Annotated in this window: 15 protein-coding genes; 5 read left to right on the forward strand and 10 right to left on the reverse strand. The window is 61.5% G+C overall.

The genetic code is table 11. From position 1 onward, the window contains the following. Positions 1-125: 125 nt before the first annotated feature. Complete coding sequence (locus tag HYG82_RS31880) at positions 126-803, reverse strand: hypothetical protein (protein ID WP_179261087.1); 678 nt, start codon at positions 801-803, stop codon at positions 126-128. A 375-nt stretch (positions 804-1,178) separates the two neighbouring features. On the opposite strand from HYG82_RS31880, the gene HYG82_RS31885 reads away from it, so the two are divergent. Then, positions 1,179-2,513: a hypothetical protein gene (locus HYG82_RS31885; protein WP_179261088.1), complete on the forward strand. Its 1,335-nt coding sequence runs from the start codon at positions 1,179-1,181 to the stop codon at positions 2,511-2,513. 101 nt (positions 2,514-2,614) lie between these two features. Then, positions 2,615-3,214: a site-specific integrase gene (locus HYG82_RS31890; RefSeq protein ID WP_218834176.1), complete on the forward strand. Its 600-nt coding sequence runs from the start codon at positions 2,615-2,617 to the stop codon at positions 3,212-3,214. Between the two features lie 502 nt (positions 3,215-3,716). On the opposite strand, the gene HYG82_RS31895 is transcribed toward HYG82_RS31890, so the two are convergent. After that, positions 3,717-3,944: a hypothetical protein gene (locus tag HYG82_RS31895; RefSeq protein WP_179261089.1), complete on the reverse strand. Its 228-nt coding sequence runs from the start codon at positions 3,942-3,944 to the stop codon at positions 3,717-3,719. Positions 3,945-4,233: 289 nt separating this feature from the next. On the opposite strand from HYG82_RS31895, the gene HYG82_RS31900 reads away from it, so the two are divergent. Further along, positions 4,234-4,911 (forward strand): glycosyltransferase family 2 protein, encoded by a 678-nt coding sequence (locus HYG82_RS31900; protein ID WP_179261090.1) that lies wholly within the window; start codon positions 4,234-4,236, stop codon positions 4,909-4,911. A gap of 471 nt (positions 4,912-5,382) precedes the next feature. Beyond that, a complete protein-coding gene (locus tag HYG82_RS31905; protein ID WP_179261091.1) occupies positions 5,383-5,769 on the forward strand; it encodes a pyridoxamine 5'-phosphate oxidase family protein in 387 nt (128 codons plus the stop codon). Positions 5,770-5,936: 167 nt separating this feature from the next. Here HYG82_RS31905 and HYG82_RS31910 read toward each other — a convergent pair whose 3' ends face one another. From HYG82_RS31910 to HYG82_RS31945, 8 genes are all read right to left on the reverse strand, one after another. Beyond that, the gene (locus HYG82_RS31910) at positions 5,937-6,152 is read right to left on the reverse strand and encodes a hypothetical protein (RefSeq protein WP_235217666.1); all 216 of its coding nucleotides are present in this window, start codon (positions 6,150-6,152) and stop codon (positions 5,937-5,939) included. Between the two features lie 206 nt (positions 6,153-6,358). Then, positions 6,359-7,582, reverse strand: coding sequence for an NAD(P)/FAD-dependent oxidoreductase (locus tag HYG82_RS31915; protein WP_179261092.1), 1,224 nt, complete (start codon positions 7,580-7,582; stop codon positions 6,359-6,361). A gap of 229 nt (positions 7,583-7,811) precedes the next feature. After that, entirely contained in the window at positions 7,812-8,957 is a 1,146-nt protein-coding gene (locus tag HYG82_RS31920) for a deoxyhypusine synthase (RefSeq protein WP_179261093.1), read from the reverse strand. Positions 8,958-9,050: 93 nt separating this feature from the next. Beyond that, positions 9,051-9,884, reverse strand: a complete 834-nt coding sequence (locus tag HYG82_RS31925) for a hypothetical protein (RefSeq protein ID WP_179261094.1) — start codon at positions 9,882-9,884, stop codon at positions 9,051-9,053. A 381-nt stretch (positions 9,885-10,265) separates the two neighbouring features. After that, positions 10,266-10,529 carry a hypothetical protein gene (locus HYG82_RS31930; protein WP_179261095.1) on the reverse strand — a complete coding sequence of 88 codons (264 nt, stop codon included), beginning with the start codon at positions 10,527-10,529 and terminating at the stop codon, positions 10,266-10,268. Between the two features lie 136 nt (positions 10,530-10,665). Beyond that, a complete protein-coding gene (locus HYG82_RS31935) occupies positions 10,666-11,433 on the reverse strand; it encodes a Nif3-like dinuclear metal center hexameric protein (RefSeq protein ID WP_179264464.1) in 768 nt (255 codons plus the stop codon). 143 nt (positions 11,434-11,576) lie between these two features. Then, entirely contained in the window at positions 11,577-14,054 is a 2,478-nt protein-coding gene (locus tag HYG82_RS31940; RefSeq protein WP_179261096.1) for a cbb3-type cytochrome c oxidase subunit I, read from the reverse strand. Between the two features lie 443 nt (positions 14,055-14,497). Then, positions 14,498-15,340 (reverse strand): glycerophosphodiester phosphodiesterase, encoded by an 843-nt coding sequence (locus HYG82_RS31945; RefSeq protein WP_179261097.1) that lies wholly within the window; start codon positions 15,338-15,340, stop codon positions 14,498-14,500. A gap of 109 nt (positions 15,341-15,449) precedes the next feature. On the opposite strand from HYG82_RS31945, the gene HYG82_RS31950 reads away from it, so the two are divergent. After that, a complete protein-coding gene (locus HYG82_RS31950; RefSeq protein ID WP_179261098.1) occupies positions 15,450-15,707 on the forward strand; it encodes a hypothetical protein in 258 nt (85 codons plus the stop codon). The last annotated feature ends 253 nt before the right edge of the window (positions 15,708-15,960 follow it).

Raw genomic sequence — 15,960 nt, forward strand, 5'->3', positions numbered from 1 at the left:
TACACCCTCTGTATCGGTCACGCCAGTATTGACAAAGACTGAGTAGCTGGAAATGACGCTGCTGAATACAGCGCGCAAATTCAGCACGGTCTCACCGTTGGCCCTCCGCCATATTTACTGTCCGATCACGGCCCGTGCTGGGGTCGAATAGTTGACTGTGATCCCTCGTAAAGGAGCACGAACGCGAACGCAATACACTGATCCGTAGACACTCGTGACCGGGAACAAGTGATCTGCATGGCGGACAACCTGTCGGAGGATGACCCCTCTGCCGGGCCGCGCTGGAACTGTCCAATCTTCGCACCATCCTGTCCCAATACATCCCACGTTACGTACGTTCCGGACGAAAGGAGGGGCGTCGACTTGTCCACTTGATCAGTGGTGGCGACGACATCTCCCTCTGTATTGGTGAGCTGCCAGTCGCCGAGAATCCGACGCGACTTTGCAACCGTCCCCAATTGTTCCCCCGTCTGGGGGTCCAAAATCGTATAGCCGCTGCTTCCCTGGTCCACTTCGACGACGAGGCGAGGATCGCCCTCGGGCTCGATGAACACGTACGCGTAGTGCGGGATGGAAACGGGGAGCCAGTCTGAGTCCGCCGATCCGTTTGTCTCGAAGACGTCGAAAACGTACGTGCCGCCCGACCTGACGACATCGTACTTGTGCACCCGATCTCCGTCGGCCTCCGTCTCGTATCCAAGGTCGCCGAACAGCACGTCACGGAGCGAGATATCGGACAGATCGATCGCGGGCTTGATCCAATACTCCCCCGGTGAGAGGTCGGGATCGGACGCACTTTCCATACAGACCTTACAATTCGGAAAGGAATCATAAGGGTTGTGGGAATCTGACAGTCGGATGAACACTGACGTTTGACTGGTTAGATTCGTATTCATTCGAGATGGATGAAGTCGTCACTTCGTATCGGATGATAATACGTTTCCGGCAATGGGTTCCTCCATGTCATTGATATAGTAGGGCCCGTGGACGGTCCTTGCCCGTGACATGCCACCCTCGCTGGCGAAGGTAGTGATGAATACACCCTCTGGGCCCTGTTTAGACGCCCGAATCCATCAGGTTGAATTGATCTATGTATGCGATTGAACAACGCCAATTCCAATGTGATATATAAGTAACATCAAGGTTTATCCGATGTGCTTACCACTAACTAAAGCAGAATGCCAGAAAAAATCGGGAGTGAGGTCCGAGCCAGGCCATTACTCTCTCGACGGGGATACCTAGCGATGACAGGGACCCTTGCGATTGGGGGCATGGCCGGCTGTTCGCAAGGTGGCGGTGATCAGAGCGGAGATGGTGGGGGAGATACGAACGCCACCCCAATGACAACCCCGCAAACAGCCTCTCCTACTGCGGCCGCTTGTGACTCCCCAACGACGCTCTCACCATCGGACGTCAAGGAAGGCGGCACTATATCGGCGGGCTGCTACCGGGTAGAGAAAACGCTCACAGTCGAGACGGGAACACTGACCGTGGAACCAGCGGTCGTCATACAGTTCACCAACGACGTCGGGTTGAACATCGAGAGCGATGGTCGGATACAGGTCAGCGGCACTGAGGAAAACCCGGTGCGCTTAACGGGGACCGAACAGAGCCGTGGCTTCTGGAAAGGCGTCCAAATCAGAAACTCGAATTCTGCCGATAACGTCCTCGAGCGTACTATCCTTGAGTATGCCGGCAGCTCAGCGTGGAATCCAAACTACTCCCCAGCAGGTCTTTTCCTCCGCGGGGAGAACGTACGATTGTCCATTCAGCATTCAACGTTCCGAGGAAATGCCAACGTTGGCGTGACTGTGACCAAGGCCGGGGCACAGCTCGGCCTTGATGGAGTACTCTTCGAGGAGAACGAGGCGCCACTATATATGCCGGCGAATCTGGTTCGCGGTCTTGAGGCGGCGACCACCTTCACGAACAACGACGAGGGGGTTGTCTATATCGGTGAGCCGAGTGGTGCCGGTCGGACGACCGTCACTGAACCGGCCGACTGGCCGGCGCTCGACGTGCCATACCGACCGCGAATCAACGTCCACGTCGAAGCACCGGTGGAGGTTGCATCTGGGGCAACATTCACGTTCGAACAGGGCAAGGGGATGCAGATCCGTGGTGAGGGCCGGTTGACAGCAGACGCCACCGGTGGGGACCCTATCTTCTTTAGCGGGACCGAAGACATCACCGGCTTCTGGAAGGGGCTTTACTTCGTTAACTCTCTGAGCAGCGACAACGTCCTGAAAAACACCGTCATTGAGAACGGTGGGAGCGGCGAAACCGTTGGCGGCGGTGCCGACGACGTGGCAAACCTGTTCCTCCACGGTGACCAACGCGCCGCCGCTGTCACCATTAGCGATTCGACGATCCGTGGGAGTGGAAAGTACGGCATCGCGATCAGAGACGGAAATGCGAGAGTCATGGGCTGCGATGGGATGGCCTTCGAGAACAATTCGGGACCGGACACATACAACCTCGAGTCGGGGACGTCGATTTCCAGTTGCCAATAGCCGACTACCAGATAGACTGCAATAGATATGATTTCTGCCGTTCGATTGAATCTAGTTTTTCGGAATTCATGCTGACTTGAGTATTCTCGGCGGCACGGTTGTTGGAGGAGATTCCGAAGCAGATTCGGCAGCGCCCTGATTGTGCGACGTGGGAGAACGCGAAGGAGATCGTGAAGGCGATTCCGAATCCGCGGAACAAGGCGGTCGCCGTCCTGCTGGCGAAGACTGGGTGTCGATTGGGGGAAGCACTGGAGATCAAGATGGACGACTTGATGCTCGACGATGGGTTCATCCGGCTCCGAGATCCGGAAGACTTCATCGAACAGGTACAATCCGTCAACGAAGAGGTGGACGGACAGATCGTGCTTGTTCTGGTATCGTCGCAAGATTCAGGCGCAATCCTCGATTGGACCGTGCTCGACTACGAGGATGTCATGTTCGAGCCATACTCGGAAGATGAGCTGATGACGCTCCTGGAGCAGGGGTTCACTGCAGCTGATACCGCCGTTCAGGCTGTTCAACAGTCACTGCTCCACCGGATCGCGGCAGAAACGGTTGAGGAAGCTGAGAGCGATGTCCGGCACGCGTTCAACCGGTTGGAGGATGCGGTGGCTGCTGCGGCTGCCGACGGTGACAGTGTGGTGTCGGAGCAGTATCTTGACCAGATGGTGCCGCGGCTGCAGGGCCGGCGACGTTTCTGAACGATTGTCTACTTCGATTTAAGCGTCGAAGCAACTATGGCAGTTCCGCATAGAACTCATATATAGGAAGTGCGGCCACGGCACTCAAAGTGTACTCTATTCGACCACAGGTTCCTACTGACCTCTCTCAGAGGATAGCAGACACGATTCTATGACGTTCGTACACTTCTTTCCCGAAATGTCTGGATAGAAAGCTGGCCTCGGCACTCATAGGGCTCGTCACGACCGGGTGCCGAGTCCGGCTCTGAGCGGGTGCGTCGTCATCGGCCACTCGAGGCTACGTCTATCGCTCTAAAGACGATTTGGATTCCCGACGAGCCGGCTCTGTCACGGCGGTTCGCGCATCGAGTAGAGACTCGTCGTACATCTCAACCCATCGAATTCGTGCAATTCCAACGAACGATAGTCCTGGCAGCCACGTTCGGTCCGGTCACCGGACGTGCCGACCGTTGTCATCCCTCGAGCGGTCGCGGTTCCGAGACGGTCGCTCGAGACGCGAGCCCTATGCGGCTTCGTCACTGGTTCCGGATGCGAACCCCGCGTTCCACTCGTCGATCAGGTTCTCGAGTCGGGCACGATTCTGGGACGGGAACGTACGGGGGGCGAGGTCGGTCGCTGTTCGCGGGTCCTCGGTGACGGTGCTCGAGGGGGCCGGTCGCGTCGTGGTTCGGTTCAGCGTCGATTCGGGATCGGTGTCCGGTTCGGGTCGTGTGAGGTGTTGTGTGCTCATGTCGGTCTGGTGTGGGATATCGTCGAAAATCGGTACTCGTCATCGGCAACGAACTCAGACTGCTACGTGTACGACCGACATCTCTACTCACCTCCTTTTCCCCACTCCATAATAAATGTTCATGATGTATCCTGCTACGTGACGTACCATCATGCGAGGTAATAGCACGACAACGGCAGGCACGATTCGCGCCGGAAAGGGTACGAATACGCGGTTACAAAGCGCGGTCGGAACTGCCAGCTGTCGATAGTTTGAGAACCCGCGGCCGCATCATCCGAAGTGGACCAAGATGGCGGACGAAGACCGTGACGACGTCGACGTGAGTTTCGTGGTGCCGGCGCGCAACGAGGCCGATTACCTTCGGGGGACACTCGCCAGTCTCGCCGCGCTCGACACGGAATACACGTACGAGGCGATCGTCGTCGACGGCAACTCCCACGACGACACGGTGTCGATCGCTCGAGAGTACGGCGCCGCGGTCGTCCACGAAGCCGGCTCGAGCATCGCCGCGGCGAGGAATCTCGGCGCGGAGCGAGCAAGCGGCGAGTGGCTCGCCTTCGTCGACGCGGATACGCGAGTGCGGGCGAACTACCTGACCGAACTGCTCGGCTTCGTCGAAACCAACGGGCTCGCGGCGGCGAGTTCGTACTGTCGGATCACCGGCCCCTATCGCGCCAAGCTGATGGAAGTGACGATCAACCACGTCTTCTCACGGCTCGAGTACCCCATTCTGCCGGGGTTCAACTGTTTCGTCCACGTGCGGGCCTTCGAGGAAAGCGGTGGATTTCCCCGGGTACCGAACGAAGACACGGCGTTCAGCCGGGCGTTCTCGAGAGAACTACCGACTGCCTACTGTCCGACAGTGCTGGTCGAGAGTTCCGGACGTCGGATCGACGAGTCCGGGCTGACGGGAACGCTGTGGCACTACCTGCAACTGGACGTCGAACGGCTTCGAACGGACTACTGAACGACTGCTTCAGCCCGGCGGTGGTGTGCAACGAGGGAGTGACTACGAGCACACTCAACCGATTGGACAGGGTAATCTGTCTCGGATCGTCGGACGATGGTAAAATGTCCCGGATCGTCTTGTGAGAGCCATGACGTTTCCCCGTGAGGGAACATCCGGGACACAGGAAGGTCGGCGCCTATCGACTTAAAATACAGGATATGGACGGTTTCAATACTGAAATGGTTTTTGTCGGATTCGATGCCACATGAACCGGTAGCCACTCGGGGTACTCCCGACAAACTCGAGCGAGCGGGACGGCTATTCGGGCGAGACGAGAGGGGAAAATGCACGGTGAGAGAAAATAACGCGAGAAAGGTGGCAAAAACGGACTAACGGATTGCCGGAATCGTCGGCGGCGAGTCGGTCACATACTGACTATCGGAACCCGCATGGGAGCTACTTTTGGTCCTCCTCGTCGGCCGTTGAACCGTGACGAGCGTTCCATCGAAAGCCGAACGACTGCTCGAGAGCGAGCCGGTGATGGCTCATCTGGGGACCTGTGTCGAGGGGCGGCCCCACGTCGCACCGGTCTGGTACCGATACGTGGACGGGACGGTAGAGATCGTTACGACGGGCCGGAAACTGGCGAACGTCCGACGGAATCCTCGCGTCTCACTCTCGGTCCAGAAGGACGACGCGGGGCAGACGCGTTGGATGGTGTCCTTGCTGGGGACCGCGACGGTGATCGAGGACGAGGTCGAGACGGACGCGGCTCGTCGGCGGATAAACGAAAAGTACGCTGCCGAGCCCGACGCCTACGCCGACAATACGCTGGTCCGAATCGAGATCGGATCGGCGACGTACAGGACGTACTGACGCCGGCTCGACGCAACGACGCCACCACCCCGGATCAACTTCGAAAAAGGACTCGAGGAAGAGGGGTGATCCCGTCGCCATCGTAGCGATACGCATCCCAGCCGGCGTTCGACGCACCGTCGGTGTCGCATCGCTGTCTCCGATCATCCGTACCGATCCGACGGGATTCAGTCCTCGAGCAACCGTACCGTGTCGGATTCAGCTTGTGCCGTCCCACCTCGTACGAGATGACGACCCGTCGAAGCAGTTCTCGAGGTCGTGCGCTCGAAGCGTCGCCAGTTGGCGGTCGCGAACCCGTTCGTGAGTACTTCGATTTCGATCGTCTCTGCCGGCTGTTCGAGGTCCTCGAGAGCGCGCTGCGGTGGAGACAGCGAGGCGACCACCCCATCGTATGCCTGTCGCTACTCCCTGGAGGCGTTTCCCGGACATCTGCGATGGCGCTGGCCAACACGTCGCGGTATTCCCGATCGGGTGGAGCAAGGACCCGTCGAGATCGAAGGCGATCGCCGTCGTGGTGGGGCCTACTCGACCGGCTGTGAAAAGCGAACATTTCGAATCGGCGAACTGTGGTGCGCGCCGAGGCGGATAATTACTCTCGACCGGGCGACGGCCCACGGAGCCCCGGATGAACGTCCACCTCGCGAACCCGTCGCATCCTGGCGCGGAGGTCGGATTGACTGGCGGGTACAGACTGCTCGAGGTCGGTTTCGCCGTCGCCGTCCTCGAGGTCTGCGAGCGATTTCGGAAAGATGCGAAGGTCCTTGTGAATCGCCAGACCAGCGTAGGCCCCGTCGCTGATGGCGATCGTGGTCTGATTCTGGCCGTGAGTGACGTCGCCCACGGCGTAGACGCCGTCGACGCTGGTCTCCCGTCGTTCGTCGACGGCGATCGCACCGTCGTCGCGGCGGTCGCACCCGAGATCGGCGGGAAGACCGGCGTTGTAAACCGACCCGTACATCGCGAAGCCGCCGAGGTAATCGCGCTCGGTTCCGTCACCGGACTCCGTGCGGCTGTCAGTGGGACGTGGTCCCACGCTGTCGGCGAATTCGAGACCGCCGAGCCACGGCGGTTCGTCCTCGTCGATGCTCTCGTCGTCGTAGGCGGAGACGACGGCCGTGTCGATCCGATCGACGGGATGTGCGTCGAGTTGGTCGGCAGTCTCCTCGTCCCACTCCGGCTTTCGGTCGTCCAACAACAGGTCGACGTCGGGAGTGAAGTTGAGCATCGTCATCGCGACGTGCGCCGCACTCTCGGTGTGACCGAGGACGAAGACCGGCCCGTCGCCCAGCGTATACGCGTCGCAGTGGAGACAGTAGTGTAGACCCCGTCCCGTAAACCGCTCGAGTTCCGGCACGTCGGGGCTCCGGTCCCGGAACCCGGTCGCGAAGACGACTCTGTCGGCGTCGACGGTCGCGTGGGCCGTCTCGAGCCGAAATCGAGGGCGGTCGGGACCGGTGCCGCCATCGTCGGTCTCGCTGTCGGCGTCGGTTGTTTCGGCGGCGCCACCGTCGTCGCCGTCGGCGTCCGGACGATCGTCGATACGCGTCACCGACTCGACGGCGTCCGGATAGAAGTCGCCGCCGTACTGGTCGAGTTGGTCAACGGCGTGAGTAGCGAGTTCTTGTCCGGAGACGTTTTCGGAGACCCCGAGCAGGTTGTGAACGTGATTGACGGCCGTGTGACGACCGCCTTCCTTCTCGAAAACGACCGTCCGATGGCCGAGTCGGGTCGTGTACAGCGCGGTCGTCATCCCCGCAGGACCGCCGCCGACGACGGCGACCTCGTACTCGAGGGGTCCGCTCGAATCAGTCATCGTACGCGCACTCGCGGGCCCAGCGGGTTGAGGCTGCCCCGTGAATATGCGGACGGGACGGTCGCCGGATCGGGTCGTCTCGAACCGGCTGGGGTGAGCCGCTCGGGAAGCCAGAACGGCGACGTTTGGGCCGAAAACCGGATCGTGCCCTCGATCCACGACCTACGACCTACGTCTCTCGACCCACGACGGATTCGCCTTCAGACCGCCCGGCCGCTAGTCGGTTTCCCTATCCCTCGAGTCGCTCGCGCGCGGCCGCAACAACCAGTGGGAGCGTGATCGTCGCATCGGCGTAAACCGAGACGTTCTCGGCATCTTTCTCGAGTTTGCCCCACGAGCGGGCTTCGTCGAGGGTCGCGCCGGAGAGGCCGCCGGTCTGTTGAGGATCCATCGTCAACTGGACGGCGTAGTCGTAGGCGCCGGGGGTCACGAGCATCGTCTGGAGGGTGAAGTTCTTGGGAACGCCGCCGCCGACGACGAACGCGCCGGCTTCGTCGGCGTCGAACGCGATGTCGGTAAGCGGCGTCATGTCGGCCAGCGCGTCGAGCGAGAACGCGGAGGTCTGGGAGTACATCCACGCCTGCAACCCGAGGACGGAATCCTGAACGGCCGGGCAGTAAATCGGCACGTCGTTCTGGTACGCGGCGGCGGCGATACCGGGGTCCTCGCCGACGTCGTCGCGCTCGTTGACTTCGGCGTTGGCCCGGCCGAGTTCCTCGGTGAGCCGTTGGATGGAAACCGGTCCGCCCTCGCGGCTGGTGCCGCCCGCGGCGTCCGAGGTGGCCTCCACCTCGCCCCCCTCGCACTCGGCCTCGAGGACCGGAAACACCTCCTCGCGCAGGTGAGATTCGAACGTCGCGAAGAACTCCTGCGGGAGGTAGACGTTGTAGATGCGGTCGACGCCTTCGTCGCGAAGCGTCTCGTCGTGTTCGCGTTCGGTCTTCCCCTCCGCGTGGACGTCGCCGTGGTGGTGTTTGCCGCCGATAGCCTCGATGGCGTCGTGCGTGAGGTTCGCTCCCGTCGTGACGAGAACGTCGATGTAGCCGTCGCGGATCAGGTCGGCGACGATCGCTCGCATCCCCGTCGGCACCATCGCACCTGCGAGGCTGAAAAAGACGGTCACGTCGTCGTCGAACATCGCCTCCGTCACGTCAACCGCCTCGTGGAGGTTCGCCGAGCCAACGCCGGCGTTACCGTACTCGTCGGCGAGTTCGCCGACCGTCATTCCCGCGCGGACCTCGGCGTGACCGATCGGATCGTGGGAAAACGTGTGCCGTTCGGGCTCCGAATGCCCGCTCGTCTCACCGTCCTCGCTCCCGTCGTGGTCGCCGCCTCCGTGATCGCGCTCCCCGCTCCTGTCGTGGTCCTCGTTCATGTCCTCGGTTCCGCGAGCCACCGGTTTGAACGTCGCGGTCTCGCTTCTCAGAACGGGCCCGGTTCGAGCCAACGGTCTCTGGGTGCCACGTGGTCATCGCCACCACCAGCTCGGAAGTGGACAGAAGTATGCGTTCGCACTCGAGGCCGCGGCGATCCGCTCGTCGTTCGCGAACAGATCGACGCAGAGAGATCCGTCGCTATCGGTTGCGATGAAACAGCGCGTCCCGTTCGCCCGGATGCGCAACTCGTTACGGTCGGTGTCGCTACCGGTTTCCGCGAATCCATCGTCGGACCCCGTCGTCTCATCCGCGACACCGCCGGAAGCGGTCGTTCCATCCGTTTCACCGCCGGACGGGGGATCGATCACTTCCCCGAAGAATTCCTCCTGACACGCGACGTACTCCGGGTTGTCTGCCGAGATGTCGCCACCGTAGGGGACGACGGGGGTTCCCTCTCGGAACGCGTCAGTCGTGTTGATAATGGAGTTGTCGGGAACGTCGTCTACGTCGGCAATGTCGAAGATAGCACACCCGTCGACGGGACCGAACTGCCAGAAGATGTTTCCGATGCCGCTGTCCGTGTCGAACGTCGCGTCGACCATCACCTCGGCGAAGTCACCGACGACGCGGACCGTCTGGCAGTCCAGATACTCGATCCCCTCCTCGACGGGGACGGTCTCCCACTCGAGGTGTACCGGCTGGTCGGATTCGTTCTCGACGCAAAAAAGCGCCGCACCGCGATCCGTATCCGCACAGATCGCCCGAAGGTTGATCTTCGCGGGGTCGACCGTCGACGACTTGTGGTCGTCGGTCGCACTGCTGGCACCGGCGCTCGAGACGCCGAGTACACCACCGCCAACGACCGCACCGGCGGTGGAGAGCGTTCGCAGACAGTCTCGTCGCGTCCGTGAATCGTCAGTTGTCATGGATAGTCTCCCGGAATTGGCCCCGGAAGTTGCCAGACAATCGGCGAACGATGACTATTGTTATCGGCTGACTGTCCGACTGCCACGACGATGATCGATCGTTGTCGTGACTGAAACGATCGGTAGGGCCCGACTGACATACCCCCAACGGAGACGGTGTCCGGTTCGGACCGCTTTCGGTAACTCGCGCCGGTTGCGATCGGCAATCCCGTCTTTCGGCACGCACGCCCACACTACCCGCCCACCTCAAAACCGACGATCTCACAACCGACGACCCAATCGACGATCGCAACCGACGATCGCAATCGACGATCGCAACTGGCGGTCACGATAACACGGTGTTTCCCGATCGAAAACGAAAATTCGACCCTCAGCGGCTACCTATGTTGTTAGCTGCTGCCAGTACTCGACCGTCCGATAGAGGAGATACAGGATCGCATTGAGCAAGCCGGTGAGGACGAACACACCACCCAGTTGCGGACCGAGAGTCTTGAACAGACTTCCCGGGCCTCCGATTTCGGCGATTCCGTAGGTGAAAAACGCCGCGATAACGCCCCAGACGAGCAAAATAGCCGCAATAGTCGCCCCATCGGTCACGTACGTCGATACCGGAAGCGCAGATTGCGGTGTCCGTGATGAAGACATGAACCGTCGGTTTCGACGGTCGCCACTTAATGGTAGGGAAAGCTGAAAGATCGCTTGTAGCTAACGTCCCACGGTAATCGCAAGCGGCAGCGTCGAGCGCGACTGGCCATCGTCGACGATGACGGACGCGACCCCGCTATAGTCCGGTCGGAACCTCGAGATAGGTCGTCTCCAGTCCCCAGTCTGCGACGACATCCTGGACCGAGCGCACGCCGAACGTCTCGGTGGCGTAGTGACCCGCCAGAACGACGTTGATGCCGGCCTCGCGGGCCTCGTGATAGGCCTGCTGTTTGCCCTCCCCCGTCACCAGCACGTCCGCACCGGTCGCGACGGCCTCGTCGAGCCAGTCGATCCCGCTACCGGTGACGATCGCAACGTCCTCGATCCGATCCGGGCCGAACCCGAGCAGCCGAACGGACTGGCCGCCGGTTTCGAGGGATGCCTCGAGTCGCTCGCGTAATTCGTCGGATGGGTAGGGGTCGGATGCCACCCCACGTTGGCCGATATACTCGGGACCAAGCTCGCCGAAGGGTGCCCGGTCCTCGAGATCGAGCAGGTCGGCGACGCCGGCGGCGTTGCCCAGTTCCTGGTGACCGTCCAGCGGGAGGTGAGAAACGTACAGCGCGAGGTCGTGCTCGATAAGCGGCGCGATCCGGTCGTACGTTCGGCCGGTTACGCGATCGAAGCCGCCCCAGGAGAGCCCGTGGTGGACGACGAGGAGGTCTGCGTCGGCCTCGACCGCGCGGTCGACCGTTTCGCGGACGCCATCGACGGCGAACGCGACGCGTTCGATCTCGGCCTCCTCCGGGCCGATCTGTAAGCCGTTCGCGCTGGCGTCGATGTCGGCGTAGTCGGCGGTTCGCAGGGTGTCGTCGAGTCGATCGACGACGCTCGAGAGTTTCATGCCCGTTGGTTCGGAATCGATCTCCTTGTATCCGGTTGGTTTCACCCCTCGTGACGATCGATGGTCGCGCCGACCCGAGGAACGGTGGGACGTGACCGGTTTTCCGCCGAACCGATCGCAAAACGCGAACCGCAGCGCCAGCGCTACATCAGGTAGAACAGCGGGAAGAGAAACACCCAGACGATGTCGACGAAGTGCCAGTAGAGCCCGAAGTACTCGACCGGGCGGTCGTCCGTGAGGTACGCGTCGACGGTCACGACCCGGTAGATCATGAACCCGGCGATGAGCAGCCCGAGGATGACGTGTAGCGCGTGCAGGCCGGTCGTCACGAAGTACATGGAGTACTCGAGGTCGCTGAACCAGTAGATGCCGTGGGAAAACTCGACGCTCCACTCGTAGCCCTTGATCGCGAGGAACAGGAATCCGAGCCCGAGCGTGGCGCCCATCGACGCCAGCAGCCCGCGTTTGTTCCCCCGTTCGGCCATCACCAGCCCGAGGACGACCGTGAAACTCGAGGTCAGCAGGACGTAGGTGTTGATCAGACCGATGAGCGACGATGGCGGCACGGTCTCGACTTCGCCCCAGCCCGTGTGAAGTCGCATGAAGATGTAGGCGCCGATGACGGCACCGAAGACGACGACGTCGGACGCGAGGAAGAACCAGACGCCGGTTTTCGTCGTTCCGACGCCTTCGAACGGCCAGCGCTCGGCGATCTTCATCTCGGGTGCGTGGAACCGCTCGCGGCCGTACTCGAACAGCGTGTATCCGAGTATTCCGACCCCGACGAGCGAGAGCGCAGGATAGGCTGCGTTCGTCGACCCGGCTGTCGAACCGGCGAGTTCGGCCCCTCGCGCCGTTGCGAAATTCGCGACCCACGGCGTCATCCCCGAAAGGCCGAGGAAAAGGACGAACATGCCGATCCCGATGCCGAACGGCCAAATGCTCGCGTGGTCTTCGTGACCCGCCTCGAGCGACTCGGCGTGATTGGCTCGCTCGTGTGTCGCCGCCCCGCCGTCCGTTGCGGTCGACGATCGATCGTCGACGAACTCGAGATTGCCGCTGGCGTAGCTGGGCCGGTTCGGCCAGTTCTCGAGCGGCGGGGGCGAAGTCGTCGCCCACTCAGCCGTTCGGGAGAACCGCCACGGATTGTCCGGCGCATCGGGACCGGACACCAGACTCTTCCCCAGCGTAATGAACACGAGGAGGACCGACAGGGCGAGGACGTATGCCCCGACCGTCGCGAGCTGGTGGTACAGTTGCATCCCCTCGGCATAGTGAAAGACGCGCCGCGGCGTCTCCCAGGCGAGAAACATCGGGAAGTAAAGCAGGTTGAACCCGATGAAGTAGACGGCGAAGCTGAGTTTGCCGAGTCGTTCGGAGTACATCTTCCCGGTGATCTTGGGCCACCAGTAGTAGAGGCCGCCGATCAATGCGGTGACCCCCGCGACCATCACGTAGTGGAAGTGAGCGACGACCCAGTAGGTGCCCCGGAACTCGTAGTCGAGGACGACGGCGCCCAGGAAAACGCCCGTGATGCCGCCGAGGATGAACAACACGACCGCACCGAGGTTGAACAGAAACGGCGTGGTGAACCGGACACGTCCCTTGACCATCGTGTAGATCATCGAGAAGACCATCAGGTCGAACGGCAGGGAGATCCCGATCGTCGTCGCCATGAACAGCGTCTTGATCTCGAGATTGATCGTCGTCAGGAACATGTGGTGCATCCAGACGAGGAACGACTGCACCGCGACCAGGACCATCGCGATGATGACCCACTTCCGACCGACGAGTCGGCGGCCACAGAAGGTCTGGAACGTCTCGAAGATAATTCCCAGTGCGGGGAAGAACACGATGTACACCTCCGGATGGCCGAAGAACCAGAACAGATGACCCCACAACAGGCTCGATCCCTCTTGTGTCGAGGAGTAGTATTGTGTGAGCAGAATGCGGTCGGTGAGCATGAGAATTAGCGCGGACAAAAGCGCCGCAAAGGCAAACAGCATCATCCAGACGGTCAGCAGCGTCCCCCACGTGAACAGCGGCATGTTCCAGGTTCCCATGCCCTCCGCGCGGCAGCGATGGATCGTCGTCAGGAAGTTCACCGAGCCGAGCGTGACCGACATGACGAACAGGGTCAACGCGAGTATCGTCGCAGTCCCACCCGTCGTCAGCGTATAGCCGGGGTTGTAGATCGGGACGTTCAACGGGGCGTACATGTACCAGCCGTTTGCCCACGTCGTGCCCTGGAAGAACGAGAGCAAGACGAGAATCCCAGAAAACAGGTAAAACCAGTAACTCAGGGCGTTCAGGCGAGGAAACGCGAGGTCCTTCGCACCGATCTGTAACGGAACCACGTAATTCGCGAGACCGAACCCGAACGGCGAGATGAACCAGAACACCATCAACAACCCGTGGATCGAAACCGCCTGGTTGTATTCGGTGTTCTCGAGGAGCCCAGTACCGCCGGCCTCCCAGAGGTGAGCACGAAAGAGCAGTGCGAGGACACCTCCAGCAACGAGCATGAACAATGCGGTTCCCAGGTAGAGAATCCCGACGTCTTTGTGATTTGTCGTGACCAGCCACCGCTTGACCGTCGTCCGTGGAGGGAGATCACTCATCCATGTCCACCTCCCCACCAAAACGGACCCTCACGTCGACATCGCCTCGTGTCGATAGTTGATCGAGTACGCCCGCAACCCGACGGCCGAGACGGCCCCTCGAATGGGCGACTGGAACCATAATCATCAGATCACCACCACGATTCGCCGTATCAAGGTATCCGGTGCGCTTGCAGGCGGTACTTATTCTCCGAGAGCCGCGTCGGCTCGTATTCGGCGGGTTCGATCCCGGCAGAATCAGGTACGAGGTCGATAGCGATTTGACCGGACGCGACGACGAACGCGGAGGGAATCGAATCTGTTCACCGCGGCCGACTCAATACGACGAACTTCTGTCAGGCAACACTGCGAAATTTACAGGGCCAGCCGATAGCAGGACGCGATCACTTGAGCCTGTTTGCGCGTCCCACACACCCATCGTCCGACCGGGAAAGCGCTTCCGTTCAACGACTCTCAGCCGTCCGGCTCGTGCCCCCGATTAGTCCGGGATAGTCGGCGATAATGCCGTCGACGCCGGCCGCTGCAAGCCCGTCGAACTGGTTCCAGTTCGTCACCGTCCAGACGTTGACCGCACGTCCTTCCGCGTGGGCTTCCTCGAGAACGTCGATCTCCGGTTCGGCGGCCGAAAAGCCGGCGTACTCCGTCCCGGCCAGTTCCGTCCCCGCAATCGCGTTTCGGGGCGGATGGATCGCCTCGCAATCGTATCGGCGCGCGATTTCGAGACTGCCCTCGAGATCGTCCCAGACGATCACCGCAGCAGAATACTCGGCTACGTCTCGCAGTGCTGCGATCGCACCTTCGCAGAACGACGAGAAGAGGAGGTCCCCGCCGAACGACTCGCAGTCAGCGACGACTCGCTCGACGAACGGCCGCCACACCGTGCGACGTCGGTCGCGGTCGGCCGACGGAAGTGACGCTCCGACTCGTAGGTCCGATCGCCCCGGGTTCTTCAACTCGACGTTCACCCCTATCGTCTCGGGAACGACCGCAAGCAGATCTCCGAGTGATGGTATCGTCGCCTCTGTACCGAGGATTTGCGTTTTCTCGAGGTCAGCGAGCGCCGTCTCCCGGACGAGTCCGGTTGCGTCGGTCAGCGGTCGGCCGTCCCGGGTTCCGTCGAGGTGCTCGTCGTGGACGACCACTGGCGTTCCACAGGCCGCCGGCTGGACGTCGATCTCGAGCATCGCGGTCTCGTCGTGCCCGATCGCACGTTCGACGGCCTCGATGGTGTTTTCGGGCGCGACGCGTGCATACCCGCGGTGAGCGATGACTGCAGGGCGCGTCATACCGGAACGTCGGCAGCCCGGATAATGGAGGCTACGGCGGGCGCGTTCGCACCGCCACCGTTGCGCTTCCCGGGGCGCTTTTGATGCGTTTGCGCCACCGACGACCGATATGACGGAGACGACACTCGCCGACGTCGAACGCGCGCTCGATCGAGCGACCGACCTCGAAGCCGAGGAAGCCGTCGCCGTGTTGCGAACGGCTCGGCAGGACCTCGAAAACCTGGGGGGCGATCCTCAGATCGACGAGGAGCGGCGCCAGGCGCTCCAGACCCAGCTGGAACAACGAATCCGGGAAGTGACGGAACGCGACGCCTACGATAGTGGCCTGGGATCGGCGATGAATCCGACCGAAGACGATGCGCCGTAGACCGGATGACTGCAGTCCGCGAGGATCAATGGACGGATCGGCGTCCACTGCCAGCACGGTGTACAGCCGGGCCGGGTCGGGTATCCGTCACGCCGACAATTCGCTACTGAACGTCTCTGAATCGCCGGAACGATACTCGTCGCCATCCGATCGCCTGGCCTCCCCCGAGCAGCCACAGCCGCCACGGCGCTGTGGTCCGTCGGAGAACCCGGCGATATCGTCCGATCTCCGACCCATTTATTCGGGTGCCGTT

The sequence above is a fragment of the Natrinema halophilum genome, from assembly GCF_013402815.2.
In the GTDB taxonomy this organism is placed as follows: domain Archaea; phylum Halobacteriota; class Halobacteria; order Halobacteriales; family Natrialbaceae; genus Natrinema; species Natrinema halophilum.

What these genes read in the sequence shown, in the direction of transcription:
- HYG82_RS31880 (WP_179261087.1), bottom strand. Translation starts at nt 803, where the DNA reads ATGGAAAGTGCGTCCGATCCCGACCTCTCACCGGGGGAGTATTGGATC.
- HYG82_RS31885 (WP_179261088.1), top strand. Translation starts at nt 1,179, where the DNA reads ATGCCAGAAAAAATCGGGAGTGAGGTCCGAGCCAGGCCATTACTCTCT.
- HYG82_RS31895 (WP_179261089.1), bottom strand. Translation starts at nt 3,944, where the DNA reads ATGAGCACACAACACCTCACACGACCCGAACCGGACACCGATCCCGAA.
- HYG82_RS31900 (WP_179261090.1), top strand. Translation starts at nt 4,234, where the DNA reads ATGGCGGACGAAGACCGTGACGACGTCGACGTGAGTTTCGTGGTGCCG.
- HYG82_RS31915 (WP_179261092.1), bottom strand. Translation starts at nt 7,582, where the DNA reads ATGACTGATTCGAGCGGACCCCTCGAGTACGAGGTCGCCGTCGTCGGC.
- HYG82_RS31920 (WP_179261093.1), bottom strand. Translation starts at nt 8,957, where the DNA reads ATGAACGAGGACCACGACAGGAGCGGGGAGCGCGATCACGGAGGCGGC.
- HYG82_RS31925 (WP_179261094.1), bottom strand. Translation starts at nt 9,884, where the DNA reads ATGACAACTGACGATTCACGGACGCGACGAGACTGTCTGCGAACGCTC.
- HYG82_RS31930 (WP_179261095.1), bottom strand. Translation starts at nt 10,529, where the DNA reads ATGTCTTCATCACGGACACCGCAATCTGCGCTTCCGGTATCGACGTAC.
- HYG82_RS31935 (WP_179264464.1), bottom strand. Translation starts at nt 11,433, where the DNA reads ATGAAACTCTCGAGCGTCGTCGATCGACTCGACGACACCCTGCGAACC.
- HYG82_RS31940 (WP_179261096.1), bottom strand. Translation starts at nt 14,054, where the DNA reads ATGAGTGATCTCCCTCCACGGACGACGGTCAAGCGGTGGCTGGTCACG.
- HYG82_RS31945 (WP_179261097.1), bottom strand. Translation starts at nt 15,340, where the DNA reads ATGACGCGCCCTGCAGTCATCGCTCACCGCGGGTATGCACGCGTCGCG.
- HYG82_RS31950 (WP_179261098.1), top strand. Translation starts at nt 15,450, where the DNA reads ATGACGGAGACGACACTCGCCGACGTCGAACGCGCGCTCGATCGAGCG.